Origin of the sequence: Photobacterium sp. TLY01 (assembly GCF_021432065.1) — a bacterium.
Classification (GTDB): Bacteria; Pseudomonadota; Gammaproteobacteria; order Enterobacterales; family Vibrionaceae; genus Photobacterium; species Photobacterium halotolerans_A.
The window spans coordinates 541,817-559,740 of sequence record NZ_CP090364.1 but is presented as its reverse complement, the minus strand read 5'-3'; the positions used below and the strand labels follow the sequence as shown (position 1 = coordinate 559,740).

The window sequence follows — 17,924 nt, the reverse complement described above, 5'->3', positions numbered from 1 at the left end:
GCAACCGGTTAAGATGCCAGCCTGATAAAAGATTCAATAACCCTACTACCTACACTGAGAGAGGCACAGATATGGCCTGGTTTCTGATTTGCGTCGCTGCTTTGATTGGCGGTTACTTTATTTACGGTACCTTTATTGAAAAACTGTTCGGCATTAACGAAAAGCGCCAGACACCTGCATACACGATGCAGGATGGCGTTGACTATGTGCCCATGTCCAAGAAAAAAGTGTACCTGGTACAACTGCTGAACATTGCTGGGGTTGGCCCGATTTTTGGCCCCATCATGGGCGCACTGTACGGTCCGGCTGCCATGCTGTGGATTGTACTGGGCTGTATCTTTGCCGGTGCCGTGCACGACTATTTCTCAGGCATGCTGTCGGTGCGCAATGGCGGCGCCTCCGTGCCAACGCTTTCCGGCAAATATCTGGGCAATGGCGCCAAACATTTCATGAACATCTTCGCCATTGTGCTGCTACTGCTGGTCGGCGTGGTCTTTGTTTCTGCTCCGGCAGGCATGATCACCAACCTGGTCAACGAGCAAACCGACATGACCGTTTCTATGGGATCCATGGTCGCGATCATCTTTGCTTATTACATCATCGCCACCATAGTCCCGGTTGATAAGATCATCGGCCGCTTCTACCCGCTGTTCGGTTTCCTGCTGATCTTCATGTCGGTCGGCCTGATCACTGCCATTGCCGTTTCCAGCGAATACACCCTGCTGGGCGACTATGAAGTCAGCCAGATGTTCACCAACATGAACCCGAATGATCTGCCGTTGTGGCCAGCTCTGTTTATCACCATTGCCTGTGGTGCTATCTCAGGTTTCCACGCGACTCAGTCGCCACTGATGGCGCGTTGTATGGAAAATGAGAAAAACGGCCGCTTCGTGTTCTACGGTGCCATGATCGGTGAAGGCGTGATTGCCCTGATCTGGTGTGCGCTGGCACTGTCTTTCTTCGGCTCTGTTGAAAACCTGTCTGATGCCGTAGCAAACGGTGGACCGGGCAACGTGGTTTACAGCGCATCCTTTGGCCTGCTGGGCGTTGTGGGTGGCGTGGTCGCCTTCCTGGGTGTGGTGATTCTGCCTATTACATCCGGTGATACAGCCTTCCGCTCAAGCCGCCTGATTCTGGCTGAATACTTCAACATGGAGCAGAAGAGCCTGCGTAACCGTCTGCTGATGGCCGTGCCTCTGTTTGTTATCGGTGGGATTCTGACTCAGGTTGACTTCGGGATTATCTGGCGTTACTTCGGATTTGCGAACCAGACCACGGCTGTCATGATGCTGTGGACCGCTTCTGCTTATCTGCTGCGCCACAACAAACTGCACTGGGTGACCACTGTGCCGGCGATTTTCATGACCACAGTTGTGATCACCTTTATTCTGAACAACAGCACCCTGGGCTTCGGTCTGCCCATGATGGTCTCGACAATTATCGGCCTGATCGCAACGCTTGGTATCACAGCCTATGTCATTGTGAAATCTAAAGGCAAAGGCGACATCGACCTGGATCAAGAAGAAAGTGAAAGCAAAGGCAAGCTGGAAACCGCTTAATCTTGCACATCACTGAAAACCAGCCTCCGGGCTGGTTTTTTTATCCCCTGTTTCCGACCCTGACTTTTTATCTCATCTCCGTTTCTCTGCCCGACTATACTCGCCACAGACCCAAGTTCAGGAATCATACAATGAGCACACTCAAAACCCGTCCCACCCAAGCCAGCGTCACCGCCTTTATCGCAGCACTCAGCGACAGCCAGCAACAGGCAGATAGCCATCAGTTACTGGCACTCTTGAACGAACTGAGCGGCAAAACAGCTGTGCTGTGGGGAGACAGCCTGATTGGCTTTGGCACCTACTTTTACAGCAACACTGCCGGTAAGCACTTCAGCTGGCCGATGATCGCCTTCTCGCCACGGCAGGGGAAAATGACGCTGTACTTCATGCTGGGGTTCGCCGCGCATCAGGCTCAGCTTGAACAACTCGGCAAACATAAACTGGGAAAGTCCTGCCTGTATATCAAACGCCTGCAAGATATCAATCTGTCAGTACTGAGAGAGATGCTGAACCAGCATATTGCGATGATGAAGCAGAAGTACCCGTGCGAGTAAGACCACATGTAGGTTCACTATTTCCCGGCGGTGGCAGGTTCGTCGCGACAAAAAAAGGCCCGCCAAATTGGCGGGCCTCTCAATACGCGTCTTTCGTGTCGCGTTCTTATTTTTTGGTCAGCTTCTCTTTAATACGAGCCGCTTTACCTGAACGCTCACGCAGGTAGTACAACTTGGCACGACGTACTGCACCGCGACGCTTAACAGTAATGCTGTCTACGATTGGAGAGTGAGCCTGGAATGCACGCTCAACACCTTCACCGTTAGAAATCTTACGAACAGTGAAAGCAGAGTGCAGACCACGGTTACGCTTGGCGATAACAACACCTTCGAACGCCTGCAGACGCTCACGGTCACCCTCTTTTACCTTCACCTGAACAACAACAGTGTCACCTGGTGCGAATTCAGGCAGGTCTTTTTTCATTTGCTCTTGCTCAAGAGCTTTGATGATATTACTCATTGGTATATACCCTAGAATAAACTGATACTAAATTAACTCATGGTTTGCCGATGTTCGCGGATAAACTCCGCCAGCAAACACTCCTGATCGTCAGTCAGAGCTAGGTTTTCCAGGAGCTCTGGTCTTCTAAGCCAGGTACGGCCCAGCGATTGTTTCAATCGCCAGCGGCTAATTTCCTTATGGTTACCGGACAAGAGCACCGGAGGTACAGCTTGACCATCTAACACTTCAGGACGCGTGTAATGCGGGCAATCCAGCAAGCCATTCGCAAAAGAATCTTCTTCTGCTGACGCAAAGTCACCCAGAACGCCCGGTACAAACCGCACGACTGCGTCAACTAAGGTCATGGCTGGCAACTCACCACCCGTCAGCACAAAATCCCCGATAGACCATTCTTCGTCTACCTCTTGTTGGATAATGCGCTCATCTACCCCTTCATACCGGCCACAAATCAGAATCAGATTCTGGTTCTGTGCCAGTTCCTCAACACCCGTCTGATCGAGCTTACGGCCCTGAGGAGAGAGGTAAATCACTTTCGCCTGGCCTTTGGCAGACAGTTTGGCAGCATGAATGGCATCGCGCAAAGGCTGTACCATCATCAGCATACCGGGTCCGCCACCATAAGGTCGGTCATCGACCGTACGGTGCTTATCGTGGGTAAAGTCGCGGGGGTTCCACGTCTCTACCGTCACTAGGCCTTTTTTTACCGCCTGACCTGTCACCCCAAACTCAGTAATAGCCCGGAACATTTCAGGGAATAGGCTAATTATTCCTACCCGCATGGTTCTTTACGCTCTTACTGATGGGTTAAAATCCAGGATCCCAGTCAACTTCGATCCGTTGAGCAGTGCGATCAATCGACTTGATGACCTGCTCATCGAGGAACGGAATTAAGCGTTCCTTCTGTCCGAAAGCATCTTTCAGGTTGGCTTTCACCACTAAAACGTCATTTGAACCGGTTTCCAGGATGTCTGTTACTTTACCCAGGTCGTAACCTTGAGTTGTCACAACAGTCATGCCCATCAGTTCGCGCCAGTAGAATTCTTCATCTGACAGCGCCGGTAATTGGTCGGCAGGGACGTTGATCTCCGCGTTGGTCATGACCTGAGCATCCTCTCGGATATCCAGCCCCTGCAACTTGGCAACTAACCCCTGGCCATGACGTTTCCATGCTTCTACATGGAAGGTCTGCCATTCCCCTTTCATCTTTATCAGCCATGGCTGATAAGCGAAAATGCTCTCGGCTTGTTCTGTGTAGGAAAAAACTTTGAGCCACCCTTTGATACCGTAAGTGGCACCGATTTTACCGACAACAACTTGGTCTTGGTTGTGTGAACTCATTGCTTCTCTACTACCCATTCACCAATCTTAAGCAGCGGCTTTCGCAGCGTCTTTGATCAGTTTCGCTGCGCGGTCAGATACAGTTGCACCTTGACCAACCCAGTGATTTACACGGTCCAGGTCCAGACGCAGACGCTCTTCCTGACCAGTAGCTAGTGGGTTAAAGAAACCTACACGCTCGATGTTACGACCGTCGCGCGCAGCGCGGCTGTCAGCAACAACGATGTGATAAAATGGACGCTTTTTCGCGCCGTGACGTGCCAAACGAATGGTTACCATATCGTCCTCTTTGCATTACTGTAAATAAAAGTGGCCCCGCCATAAAAACGGGGCCCGTGCCAAATAAAGCCTCGGAATTTTACTCTTTCACCCCGCGAATGCAACTGCTTTAGCTACTTTTTCACCAGTAAAATCGCCGACCGAGACCAAAAAACAAGCAATTGAAGCAATTAGCGTCCAGGGAACATGCCGCCACCCGGCATCATGCCTTTCATATTGCGCATCATGTTCTTCATGCCGCCCTTTTGCATTTTTTTCATCATCTTCTGCATTTGGGTAAATTGCTTGAGCAAACGGTTGACGTCCTGCACTTGAGTACCGGAGCCGGCAGCAATACGTTTCTTGCGCGAACCTTTAATCAGCTCCGGGCGCTCACGCTCTTTTGCTGTCATGGAGTTAATAATCGCTTCCATCTGAACGAAGATTTTATCATCCACCTGGTCTTTGACATTGCCGGGTAGCTGAGACATTCCAGGCAGCTTATCCAGCATGCCCATCATGCCACCCATATTCTTCATCTGCTGAAGCTGGCCACGGAAGTCTTCTAAATCAAAGCCTTTCTTCTCTTTGAATTTCTTCGCGAGCTGCTCGGCTTTTTCCTTATCAACGTTGCGTTCCAGATCTTCAATCAGTGACAGGACATCGCCCATCCCCAGAATACGGGAGGCGACACGATCCGGATGAAAAGGCTCCAGCGCATCGGTTTTCTCACCCACACCCAGAAACTTGATCGGTTTACCTGTGATATGACGCACCGACAGCGCCGCACCACCCCGGGCATCACCGTCGACCTTGGTCAGAATCACACCGGTCAGCGGCAACGCCTCGTTAAAGGCTTTAGCGGTATTGGCCGCATCCTGACCTGTCATGGCATCGACCACAAACAGGGTTTCGACCGGATTAGCAATTTGATGAACGGCCTTGATTTCGTCCATCATGGCTTCATCGACGTGCAGACGGCCTGCGGTATCGACAATTACCACATCATAAAATTTGCGCTTGCCGTGCTCGATAGCCGCCTGGGCAATCGCCACCGGTTTTTGATCCGGGCTGGACGGAAAAAAATCAATACCGATATCAGCAGCCAGGGTTTCCAGTTGCTTAATCGCGGCAGGACGGTATACGTCGGCGGAAACAACCAGTACTTTCTTTTTATTACGCTCTTTGAGTAATTTACCCAGCTTACCCACACTGGTGGTTTTACCGGCACCCTGCAAGCCGGCCATCAGGATGACCGCAGGTGGCTGGCTGGCTAAGTCCAGCGCTTCGTTGGTCTCGCCCATGACGGCTTCTAATTCCGCCTGAACGATTTTGATAAATTCCTGGCCTGGCGTCAGGCTCTTAGAGACTTCAGTTCCGACAGCGCGTTCTTTCACCCGCTTGACGAAATCACGGACAACCGGCAGCGCGACATCTGCCTCAAGCAATGCCATGCGCACTTCACGCAGGGTATCTTTAATATTGTCTTCCGTCAGACGGCCACGGCCGCTGATATTTTTCAGCGTTGACGACAAACGCTCGGTTAAATTGTCAAACATGTGTGACTCGCTCGTTACGCACTCATTTCGGGCCAGTATACCGCAATCAGTGACCCGGTTTCATGCCATACATGCAGCCTGTGACAGAATTCTTGCCATTTCTGTCGCACAAATCCACCAGACATTCGTGCTGAAAACGCAGAAACAGACCGCAAAGTGCGCTCTGTCCCACACGATTGTTCCCTTTGTATCATTGTCGTGCTATCCGTTCACAAGGTATACTCACCAGTTCGGATTCACGATCTTTTCAGGTGTTATGGACATATTGATTGCCTTTTCTGCTGCTGGTTTTTATCTGCTTGCGCTGGCGTTTATCGTACCTGGGCTCAGCCATAATAATGGCATTCAGGCCCGGCCAGTGTTTTTCAGTGCCACAGTGGCGATCATCTTACATATTGTGTTTCTGAAAGATCTGATCCTGGGCGGCGTCGGCCAGAACCTGAGTATCTTAAATGTCGCCTCGCTCATCAGTCTGATTATCGCCGTTATCACCACTCTTGCGATGGTCAAAATGCGGATCTGGTTTCTGTTGCCCGTGATTTACAGCTTTGCTGCGATTAATCTTGCGGCGGCGGCTGTGCTACCCGGGGGCTTCATTACGCACCTGGAGGCACATCCTCAAATCCTGTTACATATTTCTCTGGCGCTCTTTGCCTACTCGACCCTGATGATCGCTACACTGTACGCGATTCAGCTGGCGTGGCTGGACTATAAGCTCAAACATAAAAAGCTGGCTTTTAATCCGAATCTGCCACCGCTGATGCTGGTTGAACGGCAGTTGTTTAAGATCATTCTGGTCGGTCATATACTGCTGACGGTCACACTGATCACTGGCTTTATTTTCCTGCAAGATATGTTTGCTCAGGGTAAAACCCACAAAGCGGTCCTTTCGATTCTGGCCTGGGGGGTTTACAGCGTGCTGCTCTGGGGGCACTACCGGATGGGCTGGCGGGGCAAGAAAGTCGTCTGGTTCAGCCTGATTGGCGCATTTCTGCTAACGCTGGCCTATTTCGGCAGCCGCTTTGTCAAAGAAATCATTATCGGCAGCTGATGACAATTGAACCAACACTATCCATGCTTAAGCAGGATGAATCCTGGCCGGGCCGTTAGCATCTTCACGACCCAGTCTTGACACCCTTACTCATATTCAGTACAGAGTACACATCCACAGCGATACAAGGAACTGACTTTTTGGACGATATATCCACGGGAGCGTTATTCTCCCTTCTGGTATTACTACTCCTGATTTCCGGATACTTCTCCGGCTCTGAAACCGGCATGATGTCGATCAACCGTTACAAACTGCGCCACCTGGCAAGCCAGGGCCACCGCGGGGCGAAGCGGGTTGAAAAATTGCTCGACCGGCCTGACCGACTGATCGGCCTGATTCTGATCGGCAACAACCTGGTCAACATTCTAGCCTCAGCTATCGCGACCATCCTGGGAATGCGCCTGTACGGCGACCTGGGTGTGGCCATCGCCACCGGCGCACTAACCATGGCCGTCCTGGTCTTTGCTGAAGTTACGCCCAAGACTCTGGCCGCGCTGTACCCTGAAAAAGTCGCCTATTCCAGCAGTATCCTGCTCCGGATCCTGATGAAACTCCTGTATCCGCTGGTCTGGTTTGTCAACGGTATCACCAATGGTTTCCTGCGCCTGCTCGGCATGCGCGTCGATAATATGAACGACGCCACCCTGAGCTCAGATGAGTTACGCACTGTGGTCAATGAAGCGGGCAGCCTGATCCCCCGTCGCCACCAGGACATGCTGTTGTCGATCCTGGATCTGGAAAACGTCACCGTGGAAGATTTGATGGTGCCGCGTAATGAAATTGTCGGCATCAATATCAATGATGACTGGAAATCCATCGTCCGCCAGCTCAGCCATGCGGCTCATGGCCGAATCGTTTTGTACCGGGACAACATCGATGAAGTCGTTGGCATGCTGCGCGTCAGGGAAGCTTACCGTCTGATGATGGATAAAAACGATTTCAGCAAAGAAAATCTGCTGCGTGCCGCCGACAAAGTGTATTTCATTCCGGAAGGCACGCCGCTCAATATCCAGTTGCTGAAGTTCCAGCGCCGCAAAGAGCGGATTGGCCTGATTGTGGATGAATACGGCGATATTCAGGGCCTGATTACCTTAGAAGATATTCTGGAAGAGATTGTCGGTGAATTCACCACCTCGATCTCACCCACCCTGGCAGAAGAGATTACCCCGCAAAGTGACGGCAGTTTGCTGATTGAAGGCACAGCCAATATCCGCGAACTGAACAAGAGTCTGAACTGGGATTTGCCGACCGATGGTCCGCGAACCCTGAATGGTTTGATTCTGGAACATCTGGAAGATATCCCGGACAGTATCCTCAGTGTGTCAGTGGCCGGGTATCAAATGGAGATTGTTGAAATCTCCGATAACATGATCAAACTGGTTAAAATTCTGCCGGCCCAGTTGCAGAAAACCGGTTAATCCGCTTTGCATCCAAGTAAAAAGCCACCTGGGTCACAGGTGGCTTTTTTCATCCTGAAACTGTCAGCCAATCACAGTTACTTAACTTTCAGCTCCTGCAGCATACTGTCTGGCAGTGCTAACTCATCGTTTTTATTCACATCAATGCCACGATCCAGAATATCCTGCGCAATCTGTTTGGCTTCGTCCAGTGAGTGCATGCTGTAAGTCCCACACTGGTACTCATTCAGCTCAGGAATTTGCGCTTGAGACGCCACTGTCAGCACATCTTCCATCGCGGCACGCCAGCTCTCAGCGACTTGCTGCTCGCTCGGCTCACCAATCAGGCTCATGTAAAAACCGGTACGACAGCCCATGGGCGACAGGTCGATGATTTCCACGGCCCCTGAATTCAAATGGGCACGCATGAAGCCGGCAAACAAATGCTCCAGCGTGTGAATACCACGCTCGGAGAGAATTTCCTGATTCGGGCGGCAGAAACGCAGGTCAAACACAGTAATCGTATCACCCTTAGGTGTCTGCATCGTTTTGGCAACACGCACAGCCGGCGCATGCATCTTGGTGTGGTCGACGGTAAAACTATCTAATAATGGCATGGTGTCCTTCTCCTTTGCCTGTCATGTCATAGCCTGGCAGTCCTTTCCGATCAGAACGGCCACCAGCTGCGGTTATCTTCCAATTCCTGCCGGCATTGCTTCAATTGCCAGCCATAAGATTTCGCCTGCTGATCCACTTTACGGGACACTTGCAGCAGCGTTGGCTTTTGGCGATAAGTCCCGCGGCGATAGCCGCCTCGCCCTTCATGATAGGCCAAATACTGGTTGTAAGCATCCCACTTGGATATTCCCAGCTGTCGCTGTGTTTCATCGGTATACCAGCCGATAAACATCAGCGAGTCGTCAAAGCTGGTCCGTGAACTCCAGCTGCCAGTCGCACGCTGGTAATCTTCCCAGGCAGGGTCTTGTGCCTGCGCGTAGCCATAGGCACTGCTGCTGCGAAACCAGGGGATAAAGCCCCACACATAGGGACGGGGAGGACGGGCATCATGGCGGAAAGCGCTTTCCTGGCGCATAAAAGCCATCGCGACCTGAATGGGCGTTCCCCACCGCTTCTCCATGTCGACCGCATCTTCATACCAGTCGGGATTTTCACGGAAAATGTCGCATAAATTCGATTGATTCTTTGGTGGAGGTGTTGCGCAACCGGTTGTTATGAAAGCCAACAATATCAGTGCCAACCCTTTTGTTGTTGCCAAAAGCATTTTTCACTCCCTGAATTGGAACCAAAGTGAAAACGGCAGGTCTGATATTATGACTGGCAGTGCAAACTGTCGTCATCCCTGCGAAATTGTAATTTTATTGGGCAGCAAGGTCGCTGCCCGTTTTTTTATCTCTGTTGTCAGGCATTCTTAAACGGATTTTGTTGCAGATCCGCAAAATAATCGGCCAGAAACGCTTCAAAAGAAACCTCATCAGCCTGCTCGATTTGCTGCTGTTTCAGCACAGAGGCTGCCGCTTCTGCCTCAAACTCGGCCTGGGAATACCGGCTGTAACTCTGCTTCTCCAGCCACTGCGCATGCTTAGCGGCTAATTCCAGACCAAACTTACCGATGCCTTCGTTGGCTTCAATGTGACGCAAGACTTGCGCGGACAAGGTCAGCTCAGGATCACTGACCCAACCAGTCAGGGTGGTCAGTGTTTGCTGGTAGTGGTTGCCACCGTTTGCCTGATCCATGGCCACAGCGACCTGCTCCAGCTCAGAGAAAACCCGCAACGCCCAGTCACGCAGCGGCAGACGTTCCCCGCGACAACCGATTTGCAATTGCAGCTCAGGCTCCCGCCCTTGCAATACCACTTTCTTCCAGTTATCACGCCAGCAAGCCAGTTCAGCATCATCCATATCATCTGAAGGCGACAATACCGCCCAGGTCAGGAAGAGATCCAAAAAGCGAACCTGTTCGGCCGTAATACCGATTGGGCTGAACGGATTCACATCCAGTGAGCGTACTTCAATGTATTCCACCCCGCCCCGCGCCAGCGCTTCAGACGGTTTCTCGCCGCTCTTAGTTACTCGCTTGGGACGAATCGGTGCGTAAAGCTCATTTTCAATCTGCAGCACATTGGTATTCAACTGACGTAACTGGCCGTCAACCTTCACACCAATGTCCGCAAATTCTTCAGACGGTGTATGAATCGCTTTCTGTAAGCCGTCCAGATACTGAGCCAGATGATTAAAACCAATCTTCAAGGCACTCTGGGCATGATTGGTATACCCCAGATCGCTCAGACGCAGTGCGGTCGACTTCGGCAGAAAATAGGTGCCTTTCCCTGTTTTTTGAAAATCGAGCTTAGCGCCGTCTTTTTTCAGGAATGAGCCACACAGCGCCGGAGAAGCACCGAACAGATACGGGATTAGCCAGCCAAACCGGTAGTAGTTTCGGATCAAGGCAAAATACGACTCGGACACGGAAGCCTGCCGCTCATCTTCGCTCTGATCACCAAACAACTGTTGCCAGAAACTATCCGGAAAAGAAAAGTTGAAATGTACACCTGAGATAATCTGCATGATGCTGCCGTAGCGGCGTTTCAACCCTTCACGATAGAGGGTCTTCATCCGGCCAATATTGGAGCTGCCATATTGCGCCAGTTCGATATCCGACTCATCGCCGACATAGCAAGGCATAGACATAGGCCAGAGCATTTCACTGCCCAGCTGGCTATAGCTGAACTTATGGATATCGGACAATTGAGATAACAGCTCATCGACATCTCGTGATACCGGAGTAATAAACTCCAGCAGAGACTCAGCAAAGTCCGTCGTGACCCATTGATTAGTCAGGGCCGACCCCAGACCGACAGGGTGCGGTTGAGTGGATAACTTCCCTTGCGGGGTGATTCGTAACGCTTCCCTTTCCAGGCCACGACCGAATTGTGTCAGCGCTTGCGGATTGGCCGACACCCTCTCTAACCTTTGTGAAAAATCCATCAGGCTGTTCTCAATCATCACTATCACAGGGAAGCTAGGGTAATCATAATTCTTGCTGATTACCATGATTATTGTTGATTTAGCAAAGGGTTTCCTGCCTGGGGTAACGGCAGCCATAAAAAAAGCCGATACATTGGGTATCGGCTGATATCTTTATCTGAATCAGGGCTTAATCAGCCGGTCATTATGCTGTTTTTTATTGCACAGGTTTTAATGGATGAACCGGCATATTCAGTGTTTTTAATTGCGGTAGTAATGACTGCGCATCCCCCACCACAATAATCTGATAGTCGTTCGGATTAAACCATTTGGCTGCCAATGCATTGAGCCTGTCTTTGCTGATTGAGGCCGTGATCGCATTGCGTTGCGACACAAAATTATCCTCCAGCTGATAGGTCATGATCTGCCGCAGCAAGTCCGCTTTATCACTCGGTGTTTCATAGCTCAGTGCTTCTTGCTGTCCGACCGCAAGGCGCATAAAGGCCAGCTCATCATCCGTCACACCATTACGGCTGTAATTGTCCAGCTCTTTCAACATCTCTTTGATCGACGCTAAGGTCACATCCGCACGCACTTCGGCATAAAACACAGAAAGCCCGGCTTCTTTATTGCCGCTCTGATAGCCGCCGGCACCATAGGTGTAGGCTTTATCCTCGCGCAAATTGAGATTCATCCGGCTGTTAAAATTACCGGCCAGATTAAAGTTCGCCAGTTGCAGCTCGAACTGCTCCCCTGTCGCATCATACGGCAGCGCATGACGCACTAAGCGCACTGTGCTTTGCGGTGCTCCCGGCTTATCGACCAGCCAGATGGCCGGTTTCGCCCGGGTGGGCAGCACTGGGGTAACATAACTGGGTGCAGGTGCTCCCTGCCAACTTGCCAGAAACGCCAGCTCTGATGTCAGCGCGGCGGGCTGGACATCACCAACAACAGCCAGTTGTGCCCCATTGGGGGTGTAGAAACGCTGATAAAAAGCTTTCACATCTGCCAATGTCATTGACTGGACAGACGCCAGCGTGCCGTCCGAAGGGCGGCCAAACACAGTATTGCCGTACAGCACCTCGCGGGTGGCCTGACTGACCAGCCAGCTCGGGCGCTGATGATCATACACCAGGCCTTCCAGCGCCTGCTGTTTCACCCGGGAAAAATCATCTTCATTGAAAGCCGGTTCAAACAAGCGCTCCTGCATAATGGCCAGCGTTTCAGTCAGATGCTTCTTCAGGGTCGTGACAGAAACCACAGCACCGTACATACCTGACGAGAAAGTAACTGTGCTGCCCAGCCTGTCGAGGCGGGAAACCAGCGCTTCGGCAGAATGACGTTTGCTGTCTTCTGCCAGCATGGCGGCAGTGAGTTCAGCCAGCCCCTCTTTCCCTTCAGGTTCATAGCGTCGGCCTGCCGGTAAAACTAACTGTAATTCTACGGTCGGAGTTTCGTCGTACTGGGTTCCCAGTACTTCAATACCGTTCGCCAGCTGGAAGCGGTATAACTCAGGCACCTGAGCCGTCACCGGCTCAGAAGGCTCTGGCATGACTGAGCGATCAAAACTTTCGTGCTGTGGCTCGCGCAGGTTCAGCTCAGCGTTTTGTACGGATTTGTGCTCGGGGATCAGCCGCTCTGCCGGACTGTAGTTGGCTTTGGCTGCGGCCATTTCTGTACGCCCGTTGGGCACTGTGCTGAGCACCACTTTGGGCTGATTGGCCACATAGCGCTGATAAACCGCCTCCACATCCGCGGGTTTCACGCTGCGCAGGTTGGCCAGCTCTGTGCCCAAACGGTTTGGATCACTGTAAAAGGTCTGGTAAGCCGCCAGCTGCGCCACTTTGCCATGCACACTCTGCAGGCCAAAAATGGCAGAAGCTTCGGCCATCCCTTTCATTTCGTCCAGTTCTTGCTGGTTGACACCGCGCTGAGCCAGACTGCTCAGCACAGTGCTCACGTCGTCATAAATGCGGTCCAGCCGTCCCTGCTCACCACTCTGGCCGATGGCATAGACATACAGCGTACAGGCCAGCTCACCACAATCGTGGTAAGCACCGGCATCCACCACTTTTCCGGTTTTCACCAGCGCCTGGTACAAAATACTGTTCTTCCCGCCCCCGATGACTTTCGCCAGCATATCCAGTGACGCATCATCCGGCGCTCCTTTGTACGAGGTCGGCCATGCCATCATCAGCATCGGCTGCTGGATATTATCTTCCAGAGTCAGATAGCGATCAGCATCCAGTGTGACAGGCACTTTCGGTGGGTTGTCGACTTTCGGTCCACGCGGAATACCGCCGAAATACTTCTGTACCCATGCCAGTGTTTCCGCTTTATCAATATCACCACCAATGGTCAGCGTGGCGTTATTGGGCCCGTACCAGCGCAGAAAGAAAGCTTTCAGATCGTTGACATCAACCCGATCCAGATCTTCGACATAACCAATTGGCTGCCACGAATACGGATGAGTACGCGGGAAGAGCGCCTCGCCAATCCGCTCATTCACCATGCCGTACGGACGGTTTTCATAGCGCTGCGCGCGCTCGTTTTTGACCGTGGCACGCTGAATCTCAAATTTGTGCTGGGATACTGCACTCAGCAAGAAGCCCATCCGGTCGGATTCCAGCCAGAGTACTTTTTCCAATTGATTCGAGGGGACAGTTTCAAAGTAATTGGTGCGATCTCGGTTGGTGGTACCGTTCATGGTGCCGCCAGCTTCGGTGATCAGGCGAAAGTGCTCTTGATCACCGACATGTTTGGAGCCCTGGAACATCATATGTTCAAAGAAGTGAGCAAAACCCGATTTGCCCAATTGCTCGCGGGCAGATCCCACATGATAAGTCACATCGACATGCACGATAGGATCTGAGTTATCCTCATGCAGGATCACCGTCAGGCCATTATCCAGCACATATTTGCTGTAAGGGATCACGACGTCACCACTGGTGTCCGATACACTTTCGACTAAATGCACACCATCAGGCAGTGACTGTGCCTGTTCGGGGGGCGTCTGACTGCTGCATCCGCTCAAGACCAGCAACACAAGGCTCAGAATCCGCTTTTGCACGTTCGCCTTCCTTCTATTTATTTCAGAGTGAAAAATCAAAACAGCAGCACCAGTATGACGTACCGCACGGCTTTGCCAATAAGAATCAACAAGGCACAGAGTCCTGCCCGCATCCGCAGCCAGCCTGCGGCTAAGCAAAGTGGGTCACCTACCACAGGGACCCAGCTGAGCAACAGGCTCCAGTAACCGTATTTTTTTATCCAGGTAACTGCTTTAGTATGACTCTGATTTTCTTCAGAAGTTTTATCGGGTATGCAACGTCCCAGATAAAAACTCACCATACCCCCGACAGTATTGCCTGCCGTGACCACGGTAACCAGCAGCCATACAGGCTGTGACTGAGCACTGAGAGCGGCCAGAAGGCCGGCCTCCGAGCCTCCCGGCAGCAAGGTTGCACTGAGCAGGCCAGTGAAAAACAGCCCCCACAACAAGGCTTCGCCAGACCAACTCCAATCCATTGTCAGTCTTTCATCGCCAGAACTATTTTGCCGCGGGTGCGACCGGTTTCAATCTGACGATGTGCTTCCTCGCCCTGTGCCAGCGGGAATTGGTCTGCAATCAATACGGTCAGGGCGCCTTCTGCCATCATCGCCAGCATTTGATCGTTCTGCGCCACTGAAGGTGACACCAGCATACCTTGTGCGTGCAAACCGGTGACTTTTGCTGCCGCTGTCACGCTTTCTGCCGTGATGGTCGGTACAGTGACCACACGACCACCCGGTTTGACACAAGACAACGCCGCCATGCCTATATCACCGCCAACCAGATCGATCAGCACATCAACCGCTTGCAACTGACTGGCCAACTCCCCCTTTTGATAATCCACAGCCTGTGCGCCCAAAGAAGTGAGATATGCCAGATTTGCCGCCGAACAACTAGCTACAACCTCAGCCCCTTTGCGACATGCCAGCTGTATCGCCAGATGCCCGACACCGCCTGCACCGGCTAAGATCAAAACGCGCTCACCGGCTTGCACAGATGCTTTTTCCAGCGCCTGCCAAGCCGTCTGCCCCGCCAATGGTAACGCCGCGGCTTCGGCTAAAGAGACGCTGTCCGGCACCTGACTCAGGCTGTCCGCATCAGCCAGTACCTGCTCGCTGTATCCACCGCCTTGTAAAGGAAACCCGATAAAACCGCACACGCGCTGTCCTTCGCGCCATTCAGTGACTTCCTCACCAACGGCGGCGATCACACCGGCAATATCGTAGCCCGGCACCCAAGGCAGTTTGTCCCGGTTTTGCTGCGCAGCCCAACCTAAACCTGCCCGGGTTTTGGCATCAATCGGGTTCACGCCGGCATAAGCGACATTGATCAGTACCTGACGTGCTTCAGGTGCAGGGATCGTGGCCGGTTGCAGCTGAAGGCAATCGGCATCGCCAAAAGCGGTAATAGCAAGCTGTTGAATTGTCATGGTTCTTTTCCTTATCATCCGGTGGAGTCCATCGCCTTCATGGTACAGGCAAGCCAAAGCTACCCCTTTCCATCCAGAAATGCCAGTGGTTGAGGTCGCGCTGAAAAGAGAAAGAAACCATGGGGAATGCTGGGCATAAAAAAACCCAGCCGGGGCTGGGTTAACAAGAATGGCGCGTCCGGGAGGATTCGAACCTCCGACCGCCTGGTTCGTAGCCAGGTACTCTATCCAGCTGAGCTACGGACGCGCAGATTGTGTTCGTGATGTGATCACGGTACGAAAGGATGGCGCGCTCGGGAGGATTCGAACCTCCGACCGCCTGGTTCGTAGCCAGGTACTCTATCCAGCTGAGCTACGAGCGCGCAGAATCTGTTGATGAAGCAGCAGTCCGTTGAGACTTGAAAATAATGGCGCGTCCGGGAGGATTCGAACCTCCGACCGCCTGGTTCGTAGCCAGGTACTCTATCCAGCTGAGCTACGGACGCACAGAATTTTCTGCGTGAATTATCACGACTTGGAATGATGGCGCGCTCGGGAGGATTCGAACCTCCGACCGCCTGGTTCGTAGCCAGGTACTCTATCCAGCTGAGCTACGAGCGCGCAGAATCAGTTTTTGAAGTAGCAGTCCATTGATACTTGATCAAATATGGCGCGTCCGGGAGGATTCGAACCTCCGACCGCCTGGTTCGTAGCCAGGTACTCTATCCAGCTGAGCTACGGACGCGCAGGGTCTTACACAATATCTAAAGGGACTCTAGCTATTGGGAAGAATGGCGGTGAAGGAGGGATTCGAACCCTCGATACGGGATAAACCGTATACTCCCTTAGCAGGGGAGCGCCTTCAGCCTCTCGGCCACCTCACCACACAAATAATGGCGCGCTCGGGAGGATTCGAACCTCCGACCGCCTGGTTCGTAGCCAGGTACTCTATCCAGCTGAGCTACGAGCGCGCAGAAACTTGTGTTTTTACAATGCGTGACATTGCAATTTCAATAATGGCGCGTCCGGGAGGATTCGAACCTCCGACCGCCTGGTTCGTAGCCAGGTACTCTATCCAGCTGAGCTACGGACGCGCAGGCTTTACTTCTTACTGTCAGTGCAAACACTGAAGAAAGAATGGCGGTGAAGGAGGGATTCGAACCCTCGATACGGGATAAACCGTATACTCCCTTAGCAGGGGAGCGCCTTCAGCCTCTCGGCCACCTCACCACACTGTATAATGGCGCGCTCGGGAGGATTCGAACCTCCGACCGCCTGGTTCGTAGCCAGGTACTCTATCCAGCTGAGCTACGAGCGCGCAGAAACAGTTATTCAGCAGAGCCCTTGAGCCCTGCCTCAAAAATATGGCGCGTCCGGGAGGATTCGAACCTCCGACCGCCTGGTTCGTAGCCAGGTACTCTATCCAGCTGAGCTACGGACGCGCAAATTGCAAATACCATGACTTTCAAGCTGTTGAAAGAAATGGCGGTGAAGGAGGGATTCGAACCCTCGATACGGGATAAACCGTATACTCCCTTAGCAGGGGAGCGCCTTCAGCCTCTCGGCCACCTCACCGTCTTGCGGTCGCTCATATTACTGTCAGGCAGAAATAAGTCAAACACTTTATTGAGAAAAAGCGCCATTCCAGACCCGGCTGAACACTTAATCACCAAACCGCTAACAAAAGCTGCCTGGGGGCTGCCTTCATCATCATTTTCACTGAGCTGGCCTGTTGTCAGCGAGCAAAAACAAAAAAGGCCAGCTCAATAGCCGACCTCTTTATCAAACAGGAATTAGTAGTTCCCTGAACCTTGTGTTCCGGTATCTTTTTCTGCCTGTATACGCATGTAGATCTCTTCACGGTGAACAGACACTTCTTTCGGCGCATTCACACCGATGCGAACCTGATTTCCCTTAACGCCAAGTACGGTCACGGTGACTTCGTCACCGATCATCAGCGTCTCACCTACGCGACGAGTCAAAATTAGCATTCGATTGCTCCTTGAGTAATCTTACTTGTAATTAGTGTTTATTAAGCTTTTTTACGCAAAAAAGCCCATAGAGTTCATGGTCACTGCTCAAGAAACAGCGAGAAGTGGGCGATTATCCAGACTTTAACAATCAACCACAAACACTTTCTGCATCCGGCGTACCACTCAGATCAGCCCCAAAACGGTACTTGACCATCCACCATTGCATTTTCTGTCAGGTTCAACGACTCAATTGACTGTAATTGTAGCAGTTTTTTCATGGTTGATGTCGACTGTAACACAGTCAACATCAACACTTAAATCGCCGTT

The 17,924-nt window shown here is 52.0% G+C and carries 16 protein-coding genes and 12 tRNA genes; 4 read left to right on the top strand and 24 right to left on the bottom strand.

What is annotated here, in order from left to right:
• Window positions 1-71 precede the first annotated feature (71 nt).
• On the top strand, window positions 72-1,559 hold the full coding sequence (locus LN341_RS02785; protein WP_234203991.1) for a carbon starvation protein A: 1,488 nt from the start codon (window positions 72-74) through the stop codon (window positions 1,557-1,559).
• A 131-nt stretch (window positions 1,560-1,690) separates the two neighbouring features.
• Entirely contained in the window at window positions 1,691-2,113 is a 423-nt protein-coding gene (locus tag LN341_RS02780; protein WP_234203990.1) for a DUF1801 domain-containing protein, read from the top strand.
• Window positions 2,114-2,219: 106 nt separating this feature from the next.
• On the opposite strand, the gene rplS is transcribed toward LN341_RS02780, so the two are convergent.
• The 5 genes from rplS to ffh all read right to left on the bottom strand — a co-directional run bounded on the left by rplS (window position 2,220) and on the right by ffh (window position 5,731).
• Complete coding sequence (rplS, locus tag LN341_RS02775; protein WP_046222480.1) at window positions 2,220-2,573, bottom strand: 50S ribosomal protein L19; 354 nt, start codon at window positions 2,571-2,573, stop codon at window positions 2,220-2,222.
• A 32-nt stretch (window positions 2,574-2,605) separates the two neighbouring features.
• Complete coding sequence (trmD, locus tag LN341_RS02770; protein WP_234203989.1) at window positions 2,606-3,355, bottom strand: tRNA (guanosine(37)-N1)-methyltransferase TrmD; 750 nt, start codon at window positions 3,353-3,355, stop codon at window positions 2,606-2,608.
• A gap of 25 nt (window positions 3,356-3,380) precedes the next feature.
• On the bottom strand, window positions 3,381-3,914 hold the full coding sequence (gene rimM / locus LN341_RS02765; protein WP_046222482.1) for a ribosome maturation factor RimM: 534 nt from the start codon (window positions 3,912-3,914) through the stop codon (window positions 3,381-3,383).
• A gap of 27 nt (window positions 3,915-3,941) precedes the next feature.
• Complete coding sequence (gene rpsP, locus LN341_RS02760) at window positions 3,942-4,193, bottom strand: 30S ribosomal protein S16 (RefSeq protein WP_027253536.1); 252 nt, start codon at window positions 4,191-4,193, stop codon at window positions 3,942-3,944.
• Between the two features lie 170 nt (window positions 4,194-4,363).
• The gene (gene ffh, locus LN341_RS02755; RefSeq protein WP_046222483.1) at window positions 4,364-5,731 is read right to left on the bottom strand and encodes a signal recognition particle protein; all 1,368 of its coding nucleotides are present in this window, start codon (window positions 5,729-5,731) and stop codon (window positions 4,364-4,366) included.
• A 256-nt stretch (window positions 5,732-5,987) separates the two neighbouring features.
• Between ffh and LN341_RS02750 the strand changes: the two genes are divergently transcribed.
• Together LN341_RS02750 and LN341_RS02745 are read left to right on the top strand one after the other, a co-directional pair.
• On the top strand, window positions 5,988-6,782 hold the full coding sequence (locus tag LN341_RS02750; protein ID WP_046222484.1) for an inner membrane protein YpjD: 795 nt from the start codon (window positions 5,988-5,990) through the stop codon (window positions 6,780-6,782).
• A gap of 140 nt (window positions 6,783-6,922) precedes the next feature.
• Window positions 6,923-8,200 carry an HlyC/CorC family transporter gene (locus tag LN341_RS02745; RefSeq protein WP_046222485.1) on the top strand — a complete coding sequence of 426 codons (1,278 nt, stop codon included), beginning with the start codon at window positions 6,923-6,925 and terminating at the stop codon, window positions 8,198-8,200.
• Window positions 8,201-8,277: 77 nt separating this feature from the next.
• Here LN341_RS02745 and luxS read toward each other — a convergent pair whose 3' ends face one another.
• The 19 genes from luxS to csrA form a co-directional block, all read right to left on the bottom strand.
• Window positions 8,278-8,796, bottom strand: a complete 519-nt coding sequence (gene luxS / locus LN341_RS02740) for an S-ribosylhomocysteine lyase (protein WP_234203988.1) — start codon at window positions 8,794-8,796, stop codon at window positions 8,278-8,280.
• A gap of 50 nt (window positions 8,797-8,846) precedes the next feature.
• Window positions 8,847-9,461, bottom strand: coding sequence for a hypothetical protein (locus LN341_RS02735; RefSeq protein WP_234203987.1), 615 nt, complete (start codon window positions 9,459-9,461; stop codon window positions 8,847-8,849).
• A gap of 137 nt (window positions 9,462-9,598) precedes the next feature.
• Window positions 9,599-11,188, bottom strand: coding sequence for a glutamate--cysteine ligase (gene gshA / locus LN341_RS02730; RefSeq protein WP_234204843.1), 1,590 nt, complete (start codon window positions 11,186-11,188; stop codon window positions 9,599-9,601).
• Window positions 11,189-11,381: 193 nt separating this feature from the next.
• Window positions 11,382-14,234 carry a pitrilysin family protein gene (locus LN341_RS02725; RefSeq protein WP_046222488.1) on the bottom strand — a complete coding sequence of 951 codons (2,853 nt, stop codon included), beginning with the start codon at window positions 14,232-14,234 and terminating at the stop codon, window positions 11,382-11,384.
• Between the two features lie 35 nt (window positions 14,235-14,269).
• Window positions 14,270-14,692, bottom strand: a complete 423-nt coding sequence (locus tag LN341_RS02720; RefSeq protein ID WP_046222489.1) for a YqaA family protein — start codon at window positions 14,690-14,692, stop codon at window positions 14,270-14,272.
• A gap of 2 nt (window positions 14,693-14,694) precedes the next feature.
• Window positions 14,695-15,645, bottom strand: a complete 951-nt coding sequence (locus LN341_RS02715) for an NADP-dependent oxidoreductase (RefSeq protein ID WP_234203986.1) — start codon at window positions 15,643-15,645, stop codon at window positions 14,695-14,697.
• A gap of 170 nt (window positions 15,646-15,815) precedes the next feature.
• Window positions 15,816-15,892 (bottom strand) — tRNA-Arg (locus LN341_RS02710).
• 38 nt (window positions 15,893-15,930) lie between these two features.
• A tRNA-Arg gene (locus LN341_RS02705) sits at window positions 15,931-16,007 on the bottom strand.
• 46 nt (window positions 16,008-16,053) lie between these two features.
• Window positions 16,054-16,130, bottom strand: a tRNA-Arg gene (locus LN341_RS02700).
• 38 nt (window positions 16,131-16,168) lie between these two features.
• Window positions 16,169-16,245 (bottom strand) — tRNA-Arg (locus LN341_RS02695).
• Between the two features lie 47 nt (window positions 16,246-16,292).
• A tRNA-Arg gene (locus tag LN341_RS02690) sits at window positions 16,293-16,369 on the bottom strand.
• Between the two features lie 47 nt (window positions 16,370-16,416).
• A tRNA-Ser gene (locus LN341_RS02685) sits at window positions 16,417-16,508 on the bottom strand.
• Between the two features lie 10 nt (window positions 16,509-16,518).
• Window positions 16,519-16,595, bottom strand: a tRNA-Arg gene (locus tag LN341_RS02680).
• A 46-nt stretch (window positions 16,596-16,641) separates the two neighbouring features.
• Window positions 16,642-16,718, bottom strand: a tRNA-Arg gene (locus tag LN341_RS02675).
• A 44-nt stretch (window positions 16,719-16,762) separates the two neighbouring features.
• A tRNA-Ser gene (locus tag LN341_RS02670) sits at window positions 16,763-16,854 on the bottom strand.
• 11 nt (window positions 16,855-16,865) lie between these two features.
• Window positions 16,866-16,942 (bottom strand) — tRNA-Arg (locus LN341_RS02665).
• Window positions 16,943-16,989: 47 nt separating this feature from the next.
• A tRNA-Arg gene (locus tag LN341_RS02660) sits at window positions 16,990-17,066 on the bottom strand.
• Between the two features lie 41 nt (window positions 17,067-17,107).
• Window positions 17,108-17,199, bottom strand: a tRNA-Ser gene (locus LN341_RS02655).
• A gap of 218 nt (window positions 17,200-17,417) precedes the next feature.
• Window positions 17,418-17,615, bottom strand: coding sequence for a carbon storage regulator CsrA (gene csrA / locus LN341_RS02650; protein WP_027253546.1), 198 nt, complete (start codon window positions 17,613-17,615; stop codon window positions 17,418-17,420).
• Window positions 17,616-17,924 lie beyond the last annotated feature (309 nt).

Bases quoted from the DNA above. Each gene is read 5' to 3' on its own strand.
- LN341_RS02785 (WP_234203991.1), top strand. From the start codon at position 72: ATGGCCTGGTTTCTGATTTGCGTCGCTGCTTTGATTGGCGGTTACTTT.
- LN341_RS02750 (WP_046222484.1), top strand. From the start codon at position 5,988: ATGGACATATTGATTGCCTTTTCTGCTGCTGGTTTTTATCTGCTTGCG.
- csrA (WP_027253546.1), bottom strand. From the start codon at position 17,615: ATGCTAATTTTGACTCGTCGCGTAGGTGAGACGCTGATGATCGGTGAC.
- LN341_RS02720 (WP_046222489.1), bottom strand. From the start codon at position 14,692: ATGGATTGGAGTTGGTCTGGCGAAGCCTTGTTGTGGGGGCTGTTTTTC.
- rpsP (WP_027253536.1), bottom strand. From the start codon at position 4,193: ATGGTAACCATTCGTTTGGCACGTCACGGCGCGAAAAAGCGTCCATTT.
- luxS (WP_234203988.1), bottom strand. From the start codon at position 8,796: ATGCCATTATTAGATAGTTTTACCGTCGACCACACCAAGATGCATGCG.
- LN341_RS02715 (WP_234203986.1), bottom strand. From the start codon at position 15,645: ATGACAATTCAACAGCTTGCTATTACCGCTTTTGGCGATGCCGATTGC.
- ffh (WP_046222483.1), bottom strand. From the start codon at position 5,731: ATGTTTGACAATTTAACCGAGCGTTTGTCGTCAACGCTGAAAAATATC.
- trmD (WP_234203989.1), bottom strand. From the start codon at position 3,355: ATGCGGGTAGGAATAATTAGCCTATTCCCTGAAATGTTCCGGGCTATT.
- rimM (WP_046222482.1), bottom strand. From the start codon at position 3,914: ATGAGTTCACACAACCAAGACCAAGTTGTTGTCGGTAAAATCGGTGCC.
- LN341_RS02735 (WP_234203987.1), bottom strand. From the start codon at position 9,461: ATGCTTTTGGCAACAACAAAAGGGTTGGCACTGATATTGTTGGCTTTC.
- rplS (WP_046222480.1), bottom strand. From the start codon at position 2,573: ATGAGTAATATCATCAAAGCTCTTGAGCAAGAGCAAATGAAAAAAGAC.
- LN341_RS02780 (WP_234203990.1), top strand. From the start codon at position 1,691: ATGAGCACACTCAAAACCCGTCCCACCCAAGCCAGCGTCACCGCCTTT.